The organism is Epilithonimonas sp. JDS (assembly GCF_021261315.1).
GTDB lineage: Bacteria > Bacteroidota > Bacteroidia > Flavobacteriales > Weeksellaceae > Epilithonimonas.
Map to the genome: position 1 here is coordinate 140,709 of NZ_JAJSAX010000007.1, position 22,801 is coordinate 163,509.

16 protein-coding genes are annotated in these 22,801 nt (G+C 36.3%); 14 read left to right on the forward strand and 2 right to left on the reverse strand.

Annotation, left to right across the window (positions count from 1 at the left end; genetic code table 11):
- Nucleotides 1-113 precede the first annotated feature (113 nt).
- The 11 genes from folE (at nt 114) to LUD75_RS16810 (ending at nt 13,407) form a co-directional block, all read left to right on the forward strand.
- A complete protein-coding gene (gene folE / locus LUD75_RS16760) occupies nt 114-779 on the forward strand; it encodes a GTP cyclohydrolase I FolE (protein WP_232706963.1) in 666 nt (221 codons plus the stop codon).
- 118 nt (nt 780-897) lie between these two features.
- A complete protein-coding gene (gene cysS, locus LUD75_RS16765; protein ID WP_232706964.1) occupies nt 898-2,367 on the forward strand; it encodes a cysteine--tRNA ligase in 1,470 nt (489 codons plus the stop codon).
- Between the two features lie 117 nt (nt 2,368-2,484).
- Entirely contained in the window at nt 2,485-3,636 is a 1,152-nt protein-coding gene (locus tag LUD75_RS16770; protein WP_232706965.1) for a T9SS type A sorting domain-containing protein, read from the forward strand.
- A 98-nt stretch (nt 3,637-3,734) separates the two neighbouring features.
- Nucleotides 3,735-4,466: a hypothetical protein gene (locus LUD75_RS16775; RefSeq protein WP_232706966.1), complete on the forward strand. Its 732-nt coding sequence runs from the start codon at nt 3,735-3,737 to the stop codon at nt 4,464-4,466.
- A gap of 70 nt (nt 4,467-4,536) precedes the next feature.
- Nucleotides 4,537-7,191: a 4-alpha-glucanotransferase gene (locus LUD75_RS16780; RefSeq protein WP_232706967.1), complete on the forward strand. Its 2,655-nt coding sequence runs from the start codon at nt 4,537-4,539 to the stop codon at nt 7,189-7,191.
- A 301-nt stretch (nt 7,192-7,492) separates the two neighbouring features.
- Entirely contained in the window at nt 7,493-8,467 is a 975-nt protein-coding gene (locus LUD75_RS16785) for a hypothetical protein (RefSeq protein WP_232706968.1), read from the forward strand.
- A gap of 107 nt (nt 8,468-8,574) precedes the next feature.
- On the forward strand, nt 8,575-8,949 hold the full coding sequence (locus LUD75_RS16790; protein WP_232706969.1) for a hypothetical protein: 375 nt from the start codon (nt 8,575-8,577) through the stop codon (nt 8,947-8,949).
- A gap of 85 nt (nt 8,950-9,034) precedes the next feature.
- On the forward strand, nt 9,035-9,541 hold the full coding sequence (locus tag LUD75_RS16795; protein WP_232706970.1) for a ferritin: 507 nt from the start codon (nt 9,035-9,037) through the stop codon (nt 9,539-9,541).
- 15 nt (nt 9,542-9,556) lie between these two features.
- Complete coding sequence (locus LUD75_RS16800) at nt 9,557-11,437, forward strand: DUF3857 domain-containing protein (protein ID WP_232706971.1); 1,881 nt, start codon at nt 9,557-9,559, stop codon at nt 11,435-11,437.
- A 7-nt stretch (nt 11,438-11,444) separates the two neighbouring features.
- Entirely contained in the window at nt 11,445-12,767 is a 1,323-nt protein-coding gene (locus tag LUD75_RS16805; protein ID WP_232706972.1) for a DUF3857 domain-containing protein, read from the forward strand.
- Nucleotides 12,768-12,804: 37 nt separating this feature from the next.
- The gene (locus tag LUD75_RS16810) at nt 12,805-13,407 is read left to right on the forward strand and encodes a hypothetical protein (RefSeq protein WP_232706973.1); all 603 of its coding nucleotides are present in this window, start codon (nt 12,805-12,807) and stop codon (nt 13,405-13,407) included.
- 150 nt (nt 13,408-13,557) lie between these two features.
- On the opposite strand, the gene LUD75_RS16815 is transcribed toward LUD75_RS16810, so the two are convergent.
- Both LUD75_RS16815 and LUD75_RS16820 read right to left on the reverse strand, forming a co-directional pair.
- Nucleotides 13,558-16,716: a UvrD-helicase domain-containing protein gene (locus LUD75_RS16815; protein WP_232706974.1), complete on the reverse strand. Its 3,159-nt coding sequence runs from the start codon at nt 16,714-16,716 to the stop codon at nt 13,558-13,560.
- A gap of 49 nt (nt 16,717-16,765) precedes the next feature.
- A complete protein-coding gene (locus LUD75_RS16820; RefSeq protein ID WP_232706975.1) occupies nt 16,766-17,362 on the reverse strand; it encodes a ribonuclease HII in 597 nt (198 codons plus the stop codon).
- Between the two features lie 130 nt (nt 17,363-17,492).
- On the opposite strand from LUD75_RS16820, the gene LUD75_RS16825 reads away from it, so the two are divergent.
- From LUD75_RS16825 to LUD75_RS16835, 3 genes are read left to right on the forward strand one after another with little or no spacing between them, the layout of a single operon-like run.
- Complete coding sequence (locus LUD75_RS16825) at nt 17,493-20,471, forward strand: SusC/RagA family TonB-linked outer membrane protein (protein ID WP_232706976.1); 2,979 nt, start codon at nt 17,493-17,495, stop codon at nt 20,469-20,471.
- A gap of 17 nt (nt 20,472-20,488) precedes the next feature.
- Entirely contained in the window at nt 20,489-22,192 is a 1,704-nt protein-coding gene (locus LUD75_RS16830) for a SusD/RagB family nutrient-binding outer membrane lipoprotein (RefSeq protein WP_232706977.1), read from the forward strand.
- Nucleotides 22,193-22,250: 58 nt separating this feature from the next.
- A complete protein-coding gene (locus LUD75_RS16835; protein ID WP_232706978.1) occupies nt 22,251-22,739 on the forward strand; it encodes a hypothetical protein in 489 nt (162 codons plus the stop codon).
- The last annotated feature ends 62 nt before the right edge of the window (nt 22,740-22,801 follow it).

A 22,801-nucleotide genomic window follows, 5' to 3' on the forward strand; every position in this document is an offset into this window, starting at 1 on the left:
TTAGTTTTTTAGATGCTTTCTAAATCTATTCTTTTTATAATCAAATCTTTAGATTTACTCTCAACGGAGTAGATAAATTTTGTTTATTTTTGCTTCTTATTATTAATGATATTATGGAACACATTTCTGATAATGATGATGATGTCTTTACAGGAAAAGATCACACGCCTCTCAGACCGGATGCTTTTGATCTGAAACCTGAAGAAAAAATAAAGAAAATCGAAGGGCTTTTTGGCGAGATCATGCAAACTTTAGGCCTCGATATGACGGATGATTCTCTGAAAGATTCTCCAAAGCGTGTGGCGAAAATGTACGTGAACGAGATCTTTGGAGGTTTGCTTCCGGAAAATAAACCTGGCATCTCAACATTCAAAAATCAGTACAAGTACCGACAGATGTTGGTGGAAAAAGATATTACAGTCTATTCTTTCTGCGAACATCATTTCTTGCCGATCATCGGGAAAGCGCACGTTGCTTATATTTCAAGTGGTGAAGTGATAGGTTTGTCTAAAATCAATAGGATTGTAGATTATTACGCAAAACGTCCCCAAGTTCAGGAACGATTGACAATGCAAATTGTTGATGCCTTGAAAGAAGCTTTGGGAACGAAAAATGTAGCCTGTATCATCGATGCTAAACACCTTTGCGTCAATTGTCGCGGGATAAAAGATACTGCAAGTTCTACGATTACAGCAGAATTGAGTGGGATTTTCAGAACGAATCCAATTACGAGACAGGAATTTCTGCATTATGTGGGAAGTCACGCGAAATTTGATTAAAATGATAAAATATAAAAAACTGACTCATCAAATTTTCATCACAACAACTATTTGATGTTGATATTTTGTGTCAATATTTAAATCATTTATCAATTATAATTTATCATTCATAAAAACAATGCAACTAAAAATATACAACTCGCTCTCAGGCGAAAAAGAAGTTTTCAAACCAATATTAGAAGGTAATATCGGGATGTACGTGTGTGGGCCGACGGTTTACAGCAATGTGCATTTGGGGAATGTGAGAACTTTTTTGTCATTCGATTTTATTTACCGAAGCCTTCAGTTTCTGGGTTATAAAGTTCGATATGTCAGAAATATCACTGATGCCGGACATTTGACGGACGATGGCGATATCAATAATGACAGATTCATCAAGCAATCCAGATTGGAAAAATTGGAGCCAATGGAAATCGTGCAAAAATACACAGTCGATTTTCACGAGGTTTTGAAGAAATTCAACTTGCTTCCGCCAACAATCGAACCGACTGCAACGGGTCACATCATCGAACAATTGGAACTTGCAAAAGATTTGATTGAAAAAGGTTTTGCTTATGAAAGCAATGGTTCCGTTTACTTTGATGTTTTGGAGTATAATGCAAGAGGTCTTAATTATGGTGAACTTTCCAGAAGAAATATCGAGGAATTATTCGCCAACACAAGAGATTTGGACGGACAGTTTGAAAAGAAAAACCCGCAGGATTTTGCGCTTTGGAAAAAAGCTTCGCCAGAACATATTATGAAATGGCCGTCACCTTGGGGAGAGGGTTTTCCTGGCTGGCACTTGGAATGTACCGCGATGAGCACGAAATATCTGGGAGACCAATTCGACATTCACGGTGGCGGAATGGATTTGAAATTCCCGCACCACGAGTGTGAAATCGCTCAAGGAAAAGCTTGTTACGGCGTAGAACCTGTGAAATATTGGATGCACGCCAATATGCTGACTATGAACGGGCAAAGAATGAGTAAATCCACAGGAAATTACATTCTTCCAATGGAATTAATTACTGGAAAAAATGATTTCTTTGAGAAAGCTTTTCATCCAAGTGTGTTGAGATTCTGCTTTTTGCAGGCGCATTACAGAAGTGTTCTGGACATTTCCAATGATGCGATGTTGGCGAGCGAAAAAGGTTTCAACAGATTGATGGAAGCCGTAAAAATCCTAAATACACAAGTTCCGACAGAAGGTGTGGAAACCTCTTCTTTTGATTATAAAACTTGGAAAGAAAAAGTTTTGGAAGCTTTGTCAGACGATTTCAACAGTCCGATTTTGATTTCCCATTTGTTCGAGGCAGTGAAGTTTATTTCAGCTTCGAAACTTGGAAAAGAAAGCATTTCGACCAATGATTTTGAAGATTTGAAACAATTCCTGAATGCTATTGTTTTCGATGTTTTAGGATTGGAAACGATTGAAGAATCGAATAATGATAAGCTTGACCAGACTTTGCAGGTTTTGATCGATTTGAGAAATCAAGCGAGAAAATCAAAAAACTGGGAACTGTCTGACCAGATCCGCGATCAGCTTCTGGAAAAAGGAATTGAGTTGAAAGATGGAAGAGACGGAACGACTTACGTTCTGAATTAATTATCAGAAACAATAAATAACTAAACCTTTCGTAGCAAACGAAAGGTTTTTTGTGAATATGATTGTGGTGTTTCAAAAATACTTAACTTGGTATCAACAATTACAAATACTTATACTATGAAAAAATCTCTATCCACTTTAATTTTATTGTTTATCGGCGCCAATTCCTTTGCACAGCAAGACATTTTTGCACTGACAGGCAAAGAAACCGCAAACATTATTTTCCAGGATTTCCGGGCTTTAGATTCCAAAAAAGGCATTACGGAAAAGATCTTACTGTCTGAAAAAGATCAGCCTAAAACATTTTCGACCAAATTAGATAAGGAAATTTTCGAGGACAAAAAATCTTTTGCCAATGCGGTAGCAAGTCAAATTGCTGGTTTAGCGGTAGATGGAAGGGGGAATTTGGTTTATATGCCAATGTTTTCTTCAAATATTTACATTTTGGATTCTAAAACAAAAGATATCATTTTGCTGGAAAACAATCTTTCGAATCCGACAGCTTGCGACACAGGTTCTCAGTTTTCCAGAATGACAATAGGAAATGACGGTAACATTTACGCACTTTCAAATTCCGGTTCTCAGCTTCTGAAAATTTCTAGAATTAATGGCAAATATGCTGTTTCGGATTTGGGAATTGTTAAGGATGATTCAGGAAACGGTGACAATCAGCTGAGCAAGATGCAGACTGGTTTTGGAGGCGATATGATTGCGGATGACAATAATAATTTGTATGTTTTTTCATCGACAGGAAATGTTTTCAAAGTTGCTTTGAAAGAGATGAAAGCCAAATTCATCGGAAAAGTAAAAGGTCTGCAAGATAATTTTTCTATCAACGGCGTTGCAGTGAATGCTGAAGGAAAAATCGTCCTGGGAAGTGCAAAAGGCGGTGTTTTACATAGTTTGAACTTGGAAACTTTGCAGGCTGAGCCTATGAATGGAAACATTAACTTGCCAATTTATGATTTAGGAAGTTCGTATGTTCTTAGAAGTAATAAAAATATCGCTAGCATTGACAAAAATGAAATTTACCCAACAAAAGTTTCTGATGGTTTTGTAAATATAAGACTTGGAAGTTCTCAGAAAGGAAACGCACAAGTTAAAATTTACAGTTTAGCCGGCGCTTTGGTAAAGGAAAATAAGATTACCAATATCAATAATTCTGAAACTAAAATTGAACTTGGAAAGCTGGTTTCAGGCGTTTACCTTGTCAATGTTGAATCTGAAAATGGAAAAACCATTATTTCTAAAAAGATTATTGTAAAGTAATTTTTGTTGGATCAATATTTATAAAATACGGTTAACAAACGTTAAACCGTATTTTTTGTTTTTAATAAAGCGCTATTTTTGGTTAAAATTAATCACGGTTGAAGAACTTTCTATTCCTTTGCTTCCTATCGATTTCCATTTCAATCTCTTCTCAGATGATTTCCGGCGTTGTGGTGACAGACGAATCTGCGCGTCTTCCCAAAACTTTGATCATTAATATAAGTTCTGACCAGAAGGTTTTTAGCAATGAAGTCGGCGAGTTTTCCATCGATGCAAAAGCAGGCGATGAATTAAGAATTGTGAAAGAAAATTACGAGCGGGAAAAAGTAATTGTCCGAAATGATTATTTCCTGACGGTTCGCTTGGTCAAAATTCCACTTGAAATTGAAGAAGTCAATCTTGAAAATAAAAAATTAGCAGACGCTAAAAAAGAAGAGCTTAGAAAATCAATTGGTTTACCGAAAAGTCCGGAAAAACCAAGAGAAAAGCCGGCTGAAGCTGTCAATGATATTCTGATGCCTCTTATAGGAATTCCTCCAACAGTAAAAATTCAGGCGATTTATGATGTTTTGAGTGGGAAATCAAGACGGTTGAGACGGCTTTACAAATACGAAGATCTGCAGGAAGGTCTGGCCTGGATTAATAATAATATTGATCCGAATTATTTTGCTGAAGCTGGAATTACGCCTGATAAATTCAATGATTTTCTGATATTTTCAATGCGCGATGAGAAAGTTCTGATGTATATGAAAGCCAAAAATGTAGGCGGAATTACCGTTTCTCTTGACAATAATATTAAGGACTATCTGGACCGAATTACGAAAAAATGATTTTTTTATTTGAATAATAGTTATAATTCAATAAATCATTAAATTGCGCCAATATTAATAGACCTTAATAATGAAACTATACTTTAGTATTAATTTCGGAACAAAAGTTGGCGAACGGCTTGTTTTACGACTATTTGACGAGAAAAACGATCACCGCGATCACGATTTAAACTATTCCGAAAATAATAACTGGACCACAGAAATTGATTATTTTTCAAAATCAATCGAGTACAAATATCTTTTGGTAAATGAGCAGGGCTACGTTTTGGATGAGGAGATCCCAACTCACAAGCTTAATCTGCCAAACAGCTTCAAAGAATTTGTGATCTTCGACAGTTGGAATCTTAAAAATTTCCCAGAAAATTATTTGACCAACAAAATTCTTCACAATCGTCTGCAAGGTTTCAAACCTGCAAAATTATCGGTTGTCAAAAAACATTCGCACCTTTTCCGCATAGAAGCGCCGCTTTACAATCCAAACTGGCAATTGGTCATTATTGGAAACGTAGACGCTTTGGGAAATTGGAACGGCGAAAAATCAGTGCAGCTACAGGAAACGGATTACGGCGTTTGGGAAATCGGTGTTGATATTCCGACGCATCAGACAGTTCTTTACAAATATGCCATCAAGGACAAAACGTCTGGGCAAATCATTTACATCGAACCGAATGAAAACCGTTGGGTTTTCGGAAATCCGACTAAGGATATTCTGTATGTGAAGGCTGATCATTATTTCAAATTTAATAATGAAACACTTTGGCATTCTGCTGGGGTTGCAGTTCCGGTTTTCTCTTTGAGATCCGAAGACGGTTTTGGCGTTGGTGAATTTTCTGACATCAAAAAATTAGGCGATTGGGCCAATGATGCAAAGCTTTCTGTGATTCAGATTTTGCCAATTAATGATACAACTGCCAATTATACTTGGACCGATTCTTATCCGTATGCGGCAATTTCGGTTTACGCACTTCATCCGCAATATCTTTCGATTGAAAAATTGGAATATGCTTTACCGAAAAAATTAGTAAAAGAATATCAGGATAAAAAAGCTGAATTAAATGCTTTAAGTTTAATCGATTACGAGCTAATGATCTCCGGAAAATGGAAATTTGCAAAAGCCGTTTTCGAGGAAAATCAAGAAGCTATTTTTAAAGATAAAAACTTCAAGAAATTCATTAAGGATAACGAAGAATGGCTGATGCCTTATTCTGCATTTTGTGTTTTGAGAGACAAATACAAGACGCCAAATTTCAACGATTGGAAAACGCATAAGAAATTTGTTGCCGGAAAAGTGGCAACGCTTTATTCTCCTAAACATAAGGAATATTCTACGATAATGCTTCATGCTTGGGTTCAGTACCAGTTGCATTTGCAATTGCAGGACGCGGTGGAATATTTGCATCAACTAGGACTTTCGGTGAAGGGCGATTTGCCAATAGGGATCTACAGATATTCCGTAGAAGCCTGGACGGAGCCGGAGCTTTTCGGGATGGATTTCCAGGCCGGTGCACCGCCAGATCAATTTTCAGATTTAGGTCAAAACTGGGAATTCCCGACCTACAATTGGGAAGTGATGAAAGCTGATGATTACCAGTGGTGGAAAAAACGTTTCAAAGTTTTGGAACAATATTTTGATGCGATGAGAATCGACCATATTCTTGGATTCTTTAGAATTTGGAGAATGCCGATTTCTGCGACGCAAGGTTTGCTGGGTTATTTTTATCCGGCTGTTCCTGTGACAGAAAGAGAGTTTTCTGACAGACAGATTCCTTTCAACTACGATCGTTACATCAAACCATTTGTAAATGAGCCGATTCTTTGGGAAACCTTTGGCGAATCGAAAGAAAAGGTTCAGAATCACTTCTTTGATAATCATTTCAATGGAACTTATAGCTTCAAACCGGAATTTGATACGCAAAGAAAACTGACTGATTATTTCAAGAAAGAAAAATGGGATTGGGCAGAAGAAAAATTGATCTCTTTGGCCGGAAATGTTTTGTTCTTGACCGAAGAAACTGAGAACGGAATCGTTTATCATCCAAGATTCAATATCGCTAAAACGACATCTTACAAGTATTTGCCAGATTGGGAAAAAGCGAAGTTGAGCGATGTTTACAACGATTACTTCTTCAAACGTCAGGATGGACTTTGGTACCAGAAAGCGATGGAAAAATTACCGGCTTTACTCAATTCTACTACGATGTTGATTTGTGGTGAAGATCTTGGTTTGGTTCCGGATTCCGTGCCTGTTGTGATGGACAGATTGGCGATCACTGCTTTGAAAGTTCAAAGAATGCCTTCCGAAAATATTGCCTGGTACGATCCCAAAAATGCAAGTTACCTGAATGTCGTAACGGCTTCTTCTCACGACAGTTCTACACTCAGACAATGGTGGCACGAAGACAGAAATCTGACTCAGAAATATTTCAACAGACAGTTGGGACAATACGGAACAGCACCTTGGGATTTGACGCCGGATTTGTCGGAAATGATTATGAAACAGCATCTTTTCACAGAAGCGATGTTGGCGATATTCCCGATTCAGGAATTTTTGGCAACCGATGAAAATCTGATGAACCAAAATATGGATGAAGAAAGAATCAACAATCCTGCGGTTTTCCCACACTACTGGCGTTACAGAATGCATTTGAAATTGGAAGATTTGAAAGAGCAAACGCAGTTCAATCAAAAAATTGCAGGCTGGATAGAAGCGAGCGGAAGATTTTAAATAGCTGATGGCAATTGGCTTTTTGAGATTTGCTTTAAAAATTTAAATTTCACTTTGGAAGAGGTTTAAATCTTGATAAAGTTTTTATAACAACCTTTCGGATTAATTTCTGAAAGGTTTTTTGTTTTTAATGATAAAAATTATTATGCTGATTATCAGATGTTAATATTAAATTAATCTTAGATTTTAAGATATTAATTCGCTGGACTTTAACTTTTAATCTGATCCAATATCCAAAAGGAAGAAAGTTAAGTACAAAGAAAAATTGACTTTCGCATTTAATCTTAAAATAAAAGAAAACATGAAAAAGATATTTTTAAGCCTCGCTTTAGTTTTGGGAACTTTTGTTTTTTCCCAGGATTATTATGACACTTATCCAAGTGAGTACAACGGATACGAATATTATGATAATTCATATGACTATCCTGATGATTATTATTACAATTATCCTTCAGATTACTATCCGGATCAGTATTATCAGGGTTATTACAATGATTATCAGAGTGCAGTCGTTTCTGTCAACTGGAATCAGTTTTTTATGCAAAACAGGTTGAGTCCTTACCAGATCAATCAGATTTTGATGCTGAATAATCGTTTTGCTTCGTATAACGCTTGGAATTCTTATTACAGATGGAATCCGGACAGATGGTACTACGACAGATTTTATGCTTTGCAAAATATTTTGGGACCAAGGATTTTTGTGGTTTATCAGAACGTCTACTTCCGAGGTGCCAGTCCATTTGTTTTTTACAGAAACAGAAACGTGAATTTCTATGCAAGACGATATCCGGTACGGCCAGTTTACCGAAATGTGAATATCAATATTTATAAAGTCAACAGAGGAAATTTCAAAGAAGGTTTCAGATCTGTAGGGAGAAATCAGAATATGATCCAGCCAAACAGAAACGACGGAATCCGAAATCAGCCAATCAGAAGCGGAGCCAATGGAAATAATCTTGGCGGAACGAGAAATCCACAGTTTGGAGGAGTCAGAAACAATGGGAACAATGGAATCCGACCTAATGAAAACGGCGGAACGAGAAACCAAGGCGGCATCCGAAATGGAAATGATAACATCAAAGCGCAATCTCCACGGGTTCAAAATGATGGCGTCAGAAATCAAAATAATGGTGGTGTGAGACAAAACCAAAACAACGGTATCCGCCAAAACCAAAACTCTGAAAGAAAATTTGAAAACCGCGGAAATCAGAAAAATGCTTCTCCAAGATCTGAAGGCAATGGCAGAAATTCTGGAATGAGATTTACTTCAAGATAATCATTTGATAATTTTAACAAAATTTTATAAATTCAAGGATTAACTTTATAAATAATAAGACATCAAACAAACAGATAAAATTTATTAATATAAAAAATCAATTTAAAATGAAAAAAATAATTTTAAGCGCAGCATTTCTTGGACTAGGTGTTTTCGGATTTGCACAACAGACAACAAAAGCAGACTTCACTCAGAAAAGAGCTGAAAAGCTGCAACAAATGAAGCAGGAGCTTAATCTTTCTGATGCTCAGGTGGCTCAGATAAAAGCACTTCACGAAGCAAAAGCTGCAGAAAGACAGCAAAATGTGTCTGCTAAGAAAGAAGACAGAATGCAGAAGATGAAACAAAATGAAGCTGAAATGCAGAAAATCCTGACACCAGAACAGTATAAAAAGTTCCAGGAATTGAAAGCGAAAAAAATGGCGGAGAGAAAAGAGAATTTTAAAGGCAGAAAGAGTGCTGATGCAGCGGTAGTTAAATAGTTTTTATTTTGTGGTTAATTTCAGTAAGAGTCGTTATTTTTTAACGGCTCTTTTTTGTTATATTTGGAAAAAATTAACAGTTATTATGGTAAGCGAAACAATTATAAATCTAGTCAACGATCAAATCACAAAAGAACAATATGCAGCTCAGCTTTATTTGTCGATGAGTGCGTGGTTCTACGCGCAGGATCTGGAAGGTATTGGAAATTATTTCAGAGTGCAATCAAAGGAAGAGTTGATGCATGCTGACAAAATGTTTGACTATGTGAATGATATTGGCGGCAAAGTGATCCTTAATGAAATTCCAAAACCACCAAGCGAATTCAACAATGCTCAGGAGATCTTCGAGAAAGCTTTGGATCACGAAAGACTGGTGACGAAAAGCATTTTCAACATTGTGAAAGCGGCGAATGACGAAAGCGATTTTGCAACCACAAGCTTTCTGCAATGGTTCATCAATGAGCAGGTGGAAGAGGAATCCAGCGCATCACTTTTGGTAACGAAAATCAAAATGGTGAAAGACAATCCTTCTGCTTTGTATCTTTTTGATCAGGAACTGGCTCAGAGAGTTTTTGTTCCGGCAGCGAACTAATATTCGATATAACCAATGAAAAAACTAATAACCCTATTTGTGTTAATGTCCATCCAGACGTTTTCGCAAAACTATGCTGTTTCAGAAATTCCGGAAGAGTTAAAGAAAGATGCGAATGCTGTTGTAAGGAGGAATTTATCTCAATACACAATCAATTCAGTTGATGATGTGGATATCGTGGATACAGAAGTTCTGACGATTTTTAATAAAGCCGGCGAAAAATATTCCCGTGTATATATTCCGTACACCAAAACGTTGAAAATTAATGACGTTAAAATCAAACTTTATAATTCTGACGGCGTTGTTACAAAAACATACTCCAAAAAAGATCTGAATGATGTAAGTCACAGCGGTCAATCGGAACTGTATGGCGACGATCGCGTGCTTTACACAGATATTATTGGGATTTCATATCCTTATACTTTGGAAATTGTTTACAAAGCGAACACCAGTAATACCATTTTTATTCCGACCGTCACACCATTTTATGATTATAATGTCGGAATAGAAAGCACCGGAATAGAGATCATCAACAAATCCGGTATCAAACTAAGAAAGAAAATTACGGAGAATTCTTACGCCAAAACAGAAGTTTCCGGCGACGAAAATCATCTGTACGTTTTTTATAAAAATATTCCAGCTGCCAAAGAAGAGAAATATTCTCCAAGTATGTCCGTCATTTTACCAAAATCCGAATTTGCTTTGGATCAGTTTAATCTTGAAGGCAAGAAAGGTAATTTTACAACTTGGGCAGATTTCGGGAAATGGTACAATACACTTTTGGATCCGGTTTCTCAGATTACGCCGGAGATTCAGCAGGAAGTTAATTCGCTTAGTCTAAAAGGTTCTACGGAGGAAAAAGTAAAAGCCATCTACCAGTATATGCAGAGCAAAACTCGCTATGTCAATATTTCGATTGGTATTGGCGGTTGGCAGCCTATGTCTGCAGATGCTGTTAGGAAAAAAGGCTATGGCGATTGCAAAGCGTTGACCAATTATATGCGAGTTCTATTGAAAGCAGCAGGAATTCCGTCTTATTATTCAGTGATTTATATGGACGAAACACCCAAGATTTTCGACAAAGATTTTCCAAAAATGGATGGTAATCACGTCATTCTTTGTGTGCCGACAGAAAAGGGAAATATCTGGCTGGAAAACACCTCTCAGAAAATTGCTTTCGACCATCTGGGCTATCGCACAATGGACAGAAATGTAATGATGGTAAAAGATAATTCTGTTGAAATCATTGAGACGCCGAAATCCTTGGCCGAAAATAATAAAGAAATTTTAAAGATAAAAGCGAACATCTCGGCAGATAATACTTTGGATGTCACTTCATCTTTTTCTTATCACGGTGGTGGCTATGATATTTTTATGCCTATCCTTTCTTTGACGCCAACTGAACAAAAGGATGCTTTGAAACATCGTTATGACAATCTTCAATTTTGCAACATTGATATTCAGAATTTGATGAATGACAGGAATAATGGACAGATTAATTTTGATTTGAATTTTAAAGCCTCCAATTATTCCAAATCTTTGGGTTCTGATATTTACTTCCGTGCGATTCCTTTTTTAGACAACGATTTCTATCTCGAAAATTCTGACAGAAAGTTACCGATAGAAATTCCTTTCGGTTTTACAGATGACTATGAGATTGAATATACCATTCCAGAATCTTACAAATTTTCGGAAACGATTGCGCCTGTAAAAATTGATTCCGAGTTCGGAAGCTTCTCAATGGAGTTCATTCCACAGGACAAAAAACTATTAATCCGAAGAAAATTTATGCTCAAAAAGGGAATTTTCGCAGCAGACAAAATCACCGACTATATTAATTTTAGAAAAAAAACCAATAAAATAGACCATACAAAAATCCTTATTACCAAACTGTAACCGAGCTATGAAAACAAAAATTTTACATTTAATCTTAATTTGTATTGCACTGCCAATATTTGGACAATACAAATTTCTTGATCTTCCAAAGCTGGATATCGAAGATCTAAAACTGTCTTCATATCCGAAAGATGCCACCGAACCTGCAGAAGTACTTTACAAAACCTATCATTATTACATTACAGACGGAGAGTTGCATCTGGATGTCATCAGCCGTGTAAAAATCTATAAAAAAGATGATGCGAAAAAATTTCTGGAAGAGGAAATCTACACACAACTTGGGCAAGGTAGCGATAATGAAAAAATAACCTCACTTAAAGTCAATACCTATAATCTCGAAAACGGAAAAATAGCCGCAACATCTGTTGATAAAAATTCCAAATATAAATCAAAGGAAAATAAGAACTATTCGGTTACCAAGTTTGCTTTTGAAAACGTAAAAGATGGATCAATCGTCGAGTACAAATATTCGATTTTGTCTCCTTTTCTGTATGTGATTCCAAAAGTGATGATAGAGGATGAAGTACCGATCCGCTACTTCGAATATGTCTTTGATGCACCAATATATTTCGGGTACAATGTGAATTACAGAGGAGAATTGAAACCTTTCAAACAGGAAGTCGCCGAGAAGATTCTTTACGGATCCGATGCCAGAACTTATCGTTTTGCATACAAAGATATTGCACCGTACAAAGATGAAAAGTATGTCAACAATATGGAAAACTACAGAACATCTGTCCGTTTCGAGCTGAATTCGACTAATTTTCCAATCTCTGGTGGCAATGCTTATGAAGGTCTTTCCGGTGGATTCAAATCATACGGTGTAAGCTGGCAGGATATTAGAAAACAACTTTATGATCGCGAGGATTTTGGCGACGAACTGAAGAGAAACAATTTGGTTAAAGAAATGCTTCCTGCAGATATCAAGGCAATTAAAAATGATGCAGAACGGGCTTTTGCCGTGCTGAAGTTTGCCCAAAGCAAATTCACGTGGGATGGAGAATATTCTGTTGTTACAGACAAAGGTCTCAAGACTCTTATCAATACAAAATCAGGAAATTCTGCTGAGATCAATCTTTTATTGATTTTGCTAATGAGAAGTGCAGATCTAAAAGCAGAACCAGTGGTACTGTCAACAATCGGAAGAGGAATTCTTACCGGCTATTCCCCAAGTATCGGGATGTTGAACTATGTGTTGGCAGCAGTGGATTTTGATGGAAAACCAGTGCTTTACGATGCCACTTCCAAGATGACAACTCCAAATATCATTCGTCCCGCTGCGCTCAATTATTTTGGCTATGTCATGAAAAACAGATGCCAAACAGATTAATATTCTTTGTCCTCAGAAAAGTGTAACCTACCTTACGGTGGATGCAAAACTGAATCCGGATGGGACTTTCGGTGGTCGTTTTTCGGATAGAGACACAATGCTTTATGCAATGATGAACAACGAAAGCCACGACAAAGACAAAACCGAATTTCAAAATACAAATTACAAAGAGCGCTACAAATTCCCGTACACCAACATAAAATCCGGCGTGACGGAGAAGGGTGATTTCGAAACCAGTTTCGACTTTGATTCTGATAGTTTTGTGGACGGAATTGGCAATAAATTGGTTTTCAATCCACTTTTATTTTTATTCAACAAATCCCACGAGTTCGATCAGACAGAAGCCAGACGTTCACCTATCGAACTTTACACAGGTTATGACAAAATCAAAAAAGTAACGATTACATTGCCAGATGGTTATGCTTTCGAAAATGTTCCGAAATCCAAAAAATTCAGGACCGAAGACAACGCAATCCAGTACGTTTACAAAGTGACTCAGGAAGGAAATAAGTTAACTCTGGAAACAACGACAACAGTTGAAGACCCGGTTTATCCGAAAGAATATTATCCGGCTTTCAAGCAGATTTTTGATAATATCACCAAATTGGAAGGTCAGGTTGTAACGGCTGTTAAGAAATAGAAAAGCAAATCCCGGGATCATTTCTCGGGATTTTTTATTTAAAGTCGCAGAGCGACGACTGTTATTAGCACAAGCTCCGGAGGAGCGATATGTTTGTAGAAAATCAGCAACCAAGCAACAAAAAGCTCCAGAGGAGTGATCCTTTCTTCATCAAATATAAATCACATCCGTTTTCAAAACCTTTTCCCCAAATTGCTCCAATTTTTCCTGATAAAGCGCGACCTGTTTCTGGTCTTTTTCCTTCTCGCTTCCGGTTTTGAAATCCACGATGATGAAGCCATCTTTTGTTTTGATTAATCTATCCGGACGATACGTTTTCGAAGTTCCATCTTCCACAGAAAGCATATCTCTTTCATTGATGATGGTCAGATTTTCTTCGAAATAGGAAGCGTAATTATTATCATTAATGATATTCTCGATGCGTTCCAAAATCGAAGTTTTCTCATCGTTCGTGATGGTGCCTTCCAAAACATAAGAATTCAGAACTTTCAAAACATCTTTTTTTGTTTTGATTTTTGATAGGATTTCGTGGGTGAAAATTCCCATTCGCACGTGTTCCACTCGGTTTTGATAACTTTTGGATGAGGTCGCAATTTCGATATTCGAAGCTTTCTCCGTCTTTTGAGAAATAGAATTGATATTTTCGGATTGATACTCTTTTTTCTCCTTGCGTTTTTGTTTTTTTAATGATTCCGATGAGACTCCATAAACATCAAATGAATCTAATAATTCGCCATTTTCAACAGGCTGAAATTGACTTGCAAAATCAAACAATTCCAAATGATTTGCAGATTTATTCGGCTTTTCCAGATAGAAGAAAAGTTGTTCCACAGGTCGCGTCGTCGCCACATATTGAATGCAAAAACGGTCGATTTTATTACGGTAAGAATTTATCAAATTAAAACCAGCCAATTCCTCATCATACCTTTCCAGTTCAGGAGAAAATTGATTTAGAATCACGGTTTTCAGTTCATCTTCGCTTCCCAAATCAAACCATTCCGAGAATTTGCCGTCGTTATTTTTATTTTCCATTGGAATGAAAACGATGGGAAATTCCAGACCTTTCGCCTTGTGAATCGTCATAATCTGAATCGCATCCACATTTTCACTCGCCTGAATACTTATTTTCGAAGCTTCATCATCCCAATATTTCAGGAATTCTTTCAGCGTTGCGCCCGTATTTTGCGTGTAATTGTGAAGCATTTCAAGGAAATTCAAAAGGAAGTCCGTTTCTTTATTTTCAACCGAAAATTCGTGAACGTAATATTCAATGAAATTGTAAAGATTCAATTGCGGAATGTCTTTCTGAATGAGCGTTACATTATATTTTTCATTAATGAAATCTTCGATGTCTTTCTTATTATCAAACTTCAATATTTCTTTAATTTCCGAAGTGAAATCCGTCATTGTAATTCTTCCCGAAACATTCAAGAAGTACATCATTTTAACCAAGAATTGACGGTTTTTCGGAACCAGATTCCATTTCAAAAATTCAATCAAAGCTTTGATGGTAAAGGCTAAATCTAAGGTCAAGCCTTTCTCGGAAATCGTTTTGATGTAAGTTTCTTTTCCTTTGTAATTGACTTTCAAATTTCCCAACAACTGAGAATAGTTGAAAATATCAGAATTGCCTCTACAAAGAATCGTGATGTCTGAAAAATCAAAACCATTGTCCAAACTTTCCTGAATGTCATTCTGCATTTTCGCCACCGTTTCATCATAAAAAACGTTCTTGGTCGAGTTTTCCAAAAGATGGATTTTCACGCGACCTTCCAATTTTGATTTTGATTCCTGCAAAGCATTTTCGCCGAAGATTTTTTGATGTTCATCATTCAAATCACCGGACATAAAATCGTACAATTTGTTATTAAAATCGACAATATTCTTCGCGCTTCGCCAGTTGAAACCAAGATTTTCCGCCGTTGCAAATTTTGGTGTGATTTCTTTTTTATTAATGATGTTCAGCATCAATTCACTTTCGCCACCACGGAATCTGTAGATGCTTTGTTTCGGGTCGCCAACGATGGTGAAACTCGTGTCGTCCGACGTGATGCTATTGTCCCGAAGTGGAAGGAAATTCTGCCATTGCATCGTAGAAGTGTCCTGAAATTCATCAAAGAAATAATGCTGAAACTGAGTCCCAACTTTCTCATAAATAAATGCTGAAGGCTCATTCCGAAGATTTTCATTAATCAGAATATTGAATTTCGAAAGTAAAACCAAATCATTTTCTTCCTCAATTTCCAACAGTTTTTTCTGAATATCTGCGTTTACTTTCAGCGGAAGAATGGCTTGCAGAACTTTCTCTTTTTTATGAGAATTAATGTAAAGGTCAATGATTTCTCTTCGCCAGGAAATCAGTTGCGGTAAAATATCTTCAATGTTGCCTTGCTTGTGTTTTCCTTTTGTGGAAGCACCTTTTAAGAAAGTTTCAATCTTTGAATCTTCGGAAGTTGTTGGGAACGGAAATTTTTTATCCTTAATTTTATGAAACTCAAGGATATTGACAAAAAATCCACCGATTCCACTTTTTCCACTCGCAAAATCCTCAATCTCAATATCTTTGCTTTTGATTAATTCCAAAGCTCGTTTTGCAATTTCGAGCGATTCAGATTTAAGATTTTTAATGGTTTCTCTAAGTTCGTTTTTCTTGTTTTCATAAGCTTCCCATTCGAAATCTTTGTTGTCCTGCAAAGGTTTGTAATGCACATCGCTCACAAATTTCTTCGCCGAATTGTAAAGCGTTTGGTTGAGGTTGACACGCTCGTTATTATCCAAATTATAATTGACATAATCCATAAAAGCGTCGGAAACGGTGTCGTCTTCGCCGATTTCGTCCAGCATTTTGTCAACCGCCTCAATCAAATAAGGTTCAGGCTGGATTTCCAGATTGAAGTTCTGAGCCAATCCCAATTCGTAGGAAAAACTCTTTACCAATCGGGAATTGAACTTGTCAATCGTTCCAATGTTCAAAGTCGAGTAGTGGTGCAAAATATAATCAAGCACTTTCTGTGAACGATGATGCAAATCATCCAGCGTAATCCTATGACCTTGATTCGCCAATGCTTCCTGAACATTCTTCAAATCCTGATTTTCTTTGTAATTATCTTTTACAAATTCACCAAGATAGAAGAGGATTCTTTCCTTCATTTCTTTGGCCGCTTTGTTGGTGAAAGTCAATGCCAAAATCGTTCGGATAGCATCGGATTGATTGGGAAATCGAAGGCAAATCATCAATAAACTCTGAACCAGACGGTAAGTTTTGCCAGAGCCGGCAGAGGCGTTGATGACGGTGTATGAGTTTTGCATCCTTATATATAGGTTAAGGAAGCAATTTACAAAATAGTTTTAAAAAAGTTTAATCAATCTCGACATCGTAGTCCAATCGGAAAGATTTTCTGTGATGAATCGTCGGGCCAAATTTTTTCAAACCTTTCTGATGCGTTTTTGTACAATAGCCAAAATTGGTATCCCAGCCGTAATGTGGGAACTCATCGTGGAGTTTTATCATCAGATTGTCACGGTAATTTTTTGCGATGATAGAAGCGGCAGCGATTGACAGAAATTTACTATCTCCTTTGATGATGCAATGGTGCGGCGTGTAATTATAAGGATGAAAACGGTTGCCATCCACCAGAATCAATTCCGGTCTGCTTTTCAGTTGGTCTAGAGCCAGATGCATTGCGTGGATGCTTGCATTGAGAATATTATGTTGGTCAATAAATTCCGGAGAAAGTTCTGCGATTGCAAAATCTACTGCATTTTCTCTTATGTATAGGTCGAGATTCTGTCTTGTTTTAAAATTTAACGTTTTAGAATCATTAACTAAATTTTGCTTAAAATTTTTGTTAATAATAACTGCTGCAGCGACAACAGGACCTGAAAGACATCCTCTTCCAACTTCGTCACAGCCTGCTTCTAAAAGGGATTCTGAAAAGTTTTTTAATAAAGACATAATAAATATTACTTGTCAAAGTTATAGAAATAGTAAACTTTACATAATACAATTAACAAATTTTTAACAATTTGTGTTGTATATATTAATAAAGTTTTGCATTTTTGTTTATTGAAAAATTTGATTTGATATGAAAAAATTAACAACAAGCGTTTTAGCAGTGGTTCTTTCGTCGTCTTTTGCAGTAGTTTCTGCACAAACGGTACAGGATACAGCTAAGACACAAGATATCGAAGGTGTTGTAGTGACGGCTTTGGGTATCAAGAGAGATAAAAAATCTCTAGGTTACGCGTCTCAAGAAATTAAGTCGGATGCGATAACCAAAGGAACCACTAACACAGGAAACGTTGCTTCGCAATTATCCGGTAAAGTAGCAGGTTTACAGGTTAACACTAATAATAACTTTGGTGGTTCTTCCAATCTAGTTATCAGAGGTTACAAATCTTTAAATGCTGGAGGTCCATTAATCGTAATCGATGGTTCGCCGGTAAGTAATACATCTTTGTCCGGACAGTATGATTACGGTAACTTCTTATCTGATGTTAATCAAGAAGATATCGAATCTATCAACGTTCTGAAAGGTGCAGCTGCATCTGCTCTTTACGGAGAGAGAGGTTTGAATGGTGTAATCGTAATTACAACTAAATCTGGTCGTGGTAAAGATGATAAAAGATGGGGTGTAACCATTAATTCAGGAATTACTGTTGGAACTATTGATAAAACTACCTTCCCAAAATATCAGAGCCAATTTGGTGGTGGGTATGGTGATTATTTCAATTATGATGGTTATGCCAACTTTAGTGATGATGCATCTTTAGGACCTGCGTATGATGGCAGTTTACTTTACAATTGGGACAGTTTTGATCCAACTTCACCGAACTTTGGTAAGGCCACACCTTATGTTGCTGCTAAACACACACCTATTGATTTCTTTGAGACAGCTACTTCTTATACAAATTCAATTTCATTACAGAAAGCTGGTCCTAAAGGAGATTTCTTGTTAAATTATACCAATCAAATAATGAGTGGTATTCTTCCAAACTCTGAGTTAAGAAAAAATACTATTTCTGCTAAATTCAATTATGATCTGACAGATAAGTTGAGAGCTTCTGTATACTCTACTTTAACTCTTCAGGATACTAAGGGTAGAAATGAGACAGGATATTCTGATAACACAATGTCTGCATTCAGACAATGGTGGAACGTAAACACGGATATCTACGATCAAAGAGATGCTTATTTTAGAACCAAAAAGAATATTACTTGGAACTGGCACGAGCCTACAGATATTACTCCTTATTACTGGGATAATCCTTATTTCCAAAGATACGAAAGCTATCAGTCTGATAACAGAACGAGAAGTTTCAGTTATGCATCTTTAACGTATTCATTTACTAAAAAGATCAGCTTTACAGCAAAGTTATCTCATGATCTTATGGATATGAAGATTGAAAACAGAGTTGCTGTAGGATCTGTACCAAGAGCTTTTGGTGCTGCTGGAAATAACGTTGGATCAGGATACTCAAGACAAGATATTAACAGAACTGAAACTAACTTTGATGCTTACTTGAATTATGGTTTCAATATCACTGACGATTTAGATATCTCAGGTATCATTGGAGGGAATGTTAGAAGAAATACAAATGAGAATGTTTACGCATCCACAGAAGGTGGACTTGTAGTTCCTAACTTGTATGCTTTATCCAACTCTCAAGGAGTAGTAAAACCAGCTGCAGAAACACTACAAAGATATGTGACTGGTGGTGCTTATGCAACTGCGTCATTGGGATATAAAGATACATATTTCTTAGATGGAACTTACCGTGTCGACAAAGCTTCAACACTACCAAAAGATGATAGAACATTCGGTTATGGATCTGTATCCGGGTCAGTTGTTTTGTCAAATTTACTTAAGCAAGATTGGTTAAGTTTCTGGAAAATTAGAGGTAATTACGCTGTTGTAGGAGGTGCTACTGATCCATACAATTTGGTAAACACATATACTTCTTTAGGAAATTACAATGATGTAGTAATGTATGATACATCTAATATTTTGAAAAATCCTGATCTGAAACCAGAAAGATCAAAAGAATTTGAGGTTGGTACTGAATTGCAATTTTTCAAACGAAGATTGGGTATTGACTTCGCTTATTACAGCAACAGAACAACAGACCAAATTATCAATCTGCCGATTTCAAATGCTACAGGTTACAACCAGTTAGTATTTAATGCGGGAAGAATTGATAATAAAGGATTTGAAGTTGCTTTGAATGTGACTCCAATCAAAACAAAAGATTTCTCTTGGGATCTTAATGCAAACTGGGCAAAAAATGAAAATACAGTTGTTGATTTGAATGGTGTTGATAACTATCAGTTGGCAGCTTATCAGGGAAGTGTTACGCTTAATGCAAGTGTAGGTCAAGCTTTCGGTACTTTGGTTGGAACTGATTATGTATATCACGAAAACGGACAAAGAGTTGTAAATGCAAACGGAACTTGGGCTAAAACTGCTCCAAAAGTGATAGGTAACATCACACCAGATTGGACTGGAGGTGTTAGAAATACTTTAACTTATAAGGGTGTTTCACTTAGTTTCTTAGTTGACGTACAACAAGGCGGAGATACATTCTCTACCGATTTATGGTACGGATATGCAGGTGGATTGTATGCAGATACGGTTTCACCAGAATGGAGAAATCCTACTGGAGTAGTATTGCAAGGTGTCTATGCAAATGGGAATCCAAATACAACTCAAGTTGGTGGTATCAGAGCAAATGGAACTGCAGTATTAAATGCAGAGAACTATTATAGTTATCAGCCAGAAGGTTACACAAATGCACCTAATAGCAGATATGTTTATGATGCATCTTATGTAAAATTAAGAGAAGCTAGTATTTCTTATTCATTACCGAAAAACTTCTTGTCAAACACTTTCTTGGAGGATGTAACACTTTCTGTAGTTGGAAGAAACTTATGGATTATTCACAAAAATACCCCATATGTTGATCCAGAAGCTGGAGTTGGAGGTGGTATCAGATCAAGAGGTAACTCTATTGGTATTTTGCCGACAACCAGAGACTTTGGGTTTAATGTAAATATTAAATTTTAACGCGTAAAAGTAAAACAATGAAAAAATTAATTCAAATATTAAGTTTATCATCTCTTGCATTTGTTGGATTAACATCTTGTGAAAGTGATACAACTACCTTAAATAATGATCCCAAGAACCCTGTGGTAGTACCTTCAATTAATGTACTTACAACAGCTTCTTATTATCTTGCAAATCAACATGTTTCTCCGAGTGTGAACGAAAATATCACCAGGTTTTTCACACAACAGTGGACAGAAACAACTTATACAGGAGAGACTAATTATTATTTTGACCAAAGAAATCAAAATCAGTTTCATTTCAACAATATGTTTCGTGAAGTGATTGCTCCTTTAGCAAAAGCTAAAACTTATGTAGCAAGTGAGAGTGAAGATCTAGCTCTTTCTGCTACTGATGTGGCTAAAATTAAAGCTAATAAAGTTGCAATTATGGAGATTCTATCAGTATTTGCGTGGGCAAACCTAGTAGATACTTATGGCGATATCCCTTATTCTGAAGCACTTAAATCTGACGCAAGCGATCTTGTTTTGCAACCAAAATATGATGATGCAGCTACAATCTATGCTGATTTAGAAAAAAGAATCAATGCTGTATTAGCTACTATAAGTACTGATATGCCTAGTTATTACACAGGTACACAATTGGAGCAATTTTATCCAGAAGCTCAAAATATGGATCACTGGGTAAGAGTTGCTAATACTATCAAGCTTCAGATGGGGCTTAACTTAGCTGACGTTAATAATGCTAAGGCAAAAACTTTAGTAGAAAGTGCTGTTGCGGGAGGTGTTATAACTACGGCTGGTAATACTCTGCAATTTCTTTTTGATAGCGGACAATTTACTAATCCAGTATATCAGAATCTTGTAGCGAGTGGTAGAAATGATTTTTTACCTTCAAATGTTTATGTTAATTTTTTAAAAGCTAATAAGGATCCACGAAGAATATCCTATTTTGCCGAAAATTTAAATAGATCATTAGGTACTGTATCTACAGTTGTTGGAGCTGGTATTACAACTATTACTTTTGGTGCAGCTCTAGCTAATGTTCCAACAGTTGGTCAAGCTGTTTTCATTAATGACAATGGTGTTGGTCTTGCTGATGACACTTATGTTGGTGACGTAGTTTCTGTAGGACCAAATTTTATTACTTTGCAATCAAATGGTACACCTGTTAGCGCCGATATGCTTCTAAATTTTGAGAATTATGTTGGTGGGACTTATGGAACTTTGAATACTTACGGTAACTTCACTAGAGTAACAGATAAAATTAAGAGACCATCCGAACCAGGTATTCTTTATAATCCTACTGATGTTAAATTTATGTTAGCGGAAGCTGCTGCAAGAAATTTTAATGTTGGTGGAACCGCTGCTACTTATTATACAGAAGCGATTACATCTTCAATGAACGAATGGAATGTATCTGCGGCAAATACAGCAACTTTTTTAGCTTCTCATCCTTATGATTCTGCAAATTGGCAAAAATCAATCGGAGAGGCTGCTTGGGTAGCAATGTATAACAGAGGTATTGAAGCTTGGAACTTCTGGAGAAGATTGGATTATCCAGTTCTGAATAATGCACCTACTGCTGAGTTTGGCTTAGTAAAAAGAATGCCTTATCCATTGAATGAAAGAAATAATAACGCTGCTAATGTTGCTGCTGCTGCTGCAAAAATTAATGGTGGAGATAGATATAGCTCAAGAGTTTTTTGGGATATCAAATAGTATTTCTAAAAACCGCCTTATCAAGGCGGTTTTTTTTTAACTTAATAATAATTTTATTATGAAAAAAATTTTGATTCTTAATGTTTTGTTATTTTTATTAGGTTCTTGTTCATCAAATAAGGTATCCTATGAAAATATTAAAACCAAAATCTACAGCAATAATTTTAATTTTCTTTTGACAAGCCAGGACGGTAGAAAGACCTTCTCGACGCCTGCCGGTACAGGGAGAATTATGACTTCAAATATGCCTGTAGGCGCGATAGAAACCGTTGGGATTTCTGTAAATAAAGACAAATTTTCAGTTAATCTACCTTTAAACGACAAAGAATATGCAGGCAACAAATCTTCTATCGAATTTGTTTCTTATGATTTTACTGTTGCTCGGAAAGATCTGGAGAATGGTAGTATTTTACTTAACTTCTTTTTAAATGATCAAAAAGATATTAATTTAGTAAAAATGGAAGTCAGCAAAGATGGAAGAATCGACTCTTCTCTTGAAGGTCCAAACCAAAAACCATTATTGTACCTTGGTTCAATAGATAACTAAAATTTTTATGATTAGAGCAAAAAAACCTCAGAAAATATTCTGAGGTTTTTTATATTTAAGTG

Bases quoted from the DNA above. Each gene is read 5' to 3' on its own strand.
- LUD75_RS16805 (WP_232706972.1), top strand. From the start codon at position 11,445: ATGAAAACAAAAATTTTACATTTAATCTTAATTTGTATTGCACTGCCA.
- LUD75_RS16795 (WP_232706970.1), top strand. From the start codon at position 9,035: ATGGTAAGCGAAACAATTATAAATCTAGTCAACGATCAAATCACAAAA.
- LUD75_RS16770 (WP_232706965.1), top strand. From the start codon at position 2,485: ATGAAAAAATCTCTATCCACTTTAATTTTATTGTTTATCGGCGCCAAT.
- LUD75_RS16780 (WP_232706967.1), top strand. From the start codon at position 4,537: ATGAAACTATACTTTAGTATTAATTTCGGAACAAAAGTTGGCGAACGG.
- LUD75_RS16835 (WP_232706978.1), top strand. From the start codon at position 22,251: ATGAAAAAAATTTTGATTCTTAATGTTTTGTTATTTTTATTAGGTTCT.
- folE (WP_232706963.1), top strand. From the start codon at position 114: ATGGAACACATTTCTGATAATGATGATGATGTCTTTACAGGAAAAGAT.
- LUD75_RS16820 (WP_232706975.1), bottom strand. From the start codon at position 17,362: ATGTCTTTATTAAAAAACTTTTCAGAATCCCTTTTAGAAGCAGGCTGT.
- LUD75_RS16815 (WP_232706974.1), bottom strand. From the start codon at position 16,716: ATGCAAAACTCATACACCGTCATCAACGCCTCTGCCGGCTCTGGCAAA.
- cysS (WP_232706964.1), top strand. From the start codon at position 898: ATGCAACTAAAAATATACAACTCGCTCTCAGGCGAAAAAGAAGTTTTC.
- LUD75_RS16825 (WP_232706976.1), top strand. From the start codon at position 17,493: ATGAAAAAATTAACAACAAGCGTTTTAGCAGTGGTTCTTTCGTCGTCT.
- LUD75_RS16790 (WP_232706969.1), top strand. From the start codon at position 8,575: ATGAAAAAAATAATTTTAAGCGCAGCATTTCTTGGACTAGGTGTTTTC.
- LUD75_RS16800 (WP_232706971.1), top strand. From the start codon at position 9,557: ATGAAAAAACTAATAACCCTATTTGTGTTAATGTCCATCCAGACGTTT.
- LUD75_RS16785 (WP_232706968.1), top strand. From the start codon at position 7,493: ATGAAAAAGATATTTTTAAGCCTCGCTTTAGTTTTGGGAACTTTTGTT.
- LUD75_RS16830 (WP_232706977.1), top strand. From the start codon at position 20,489: ATGAAAAAATTAATTCAAATATTAAGTTTATCATCTCTTGCATTTGTT.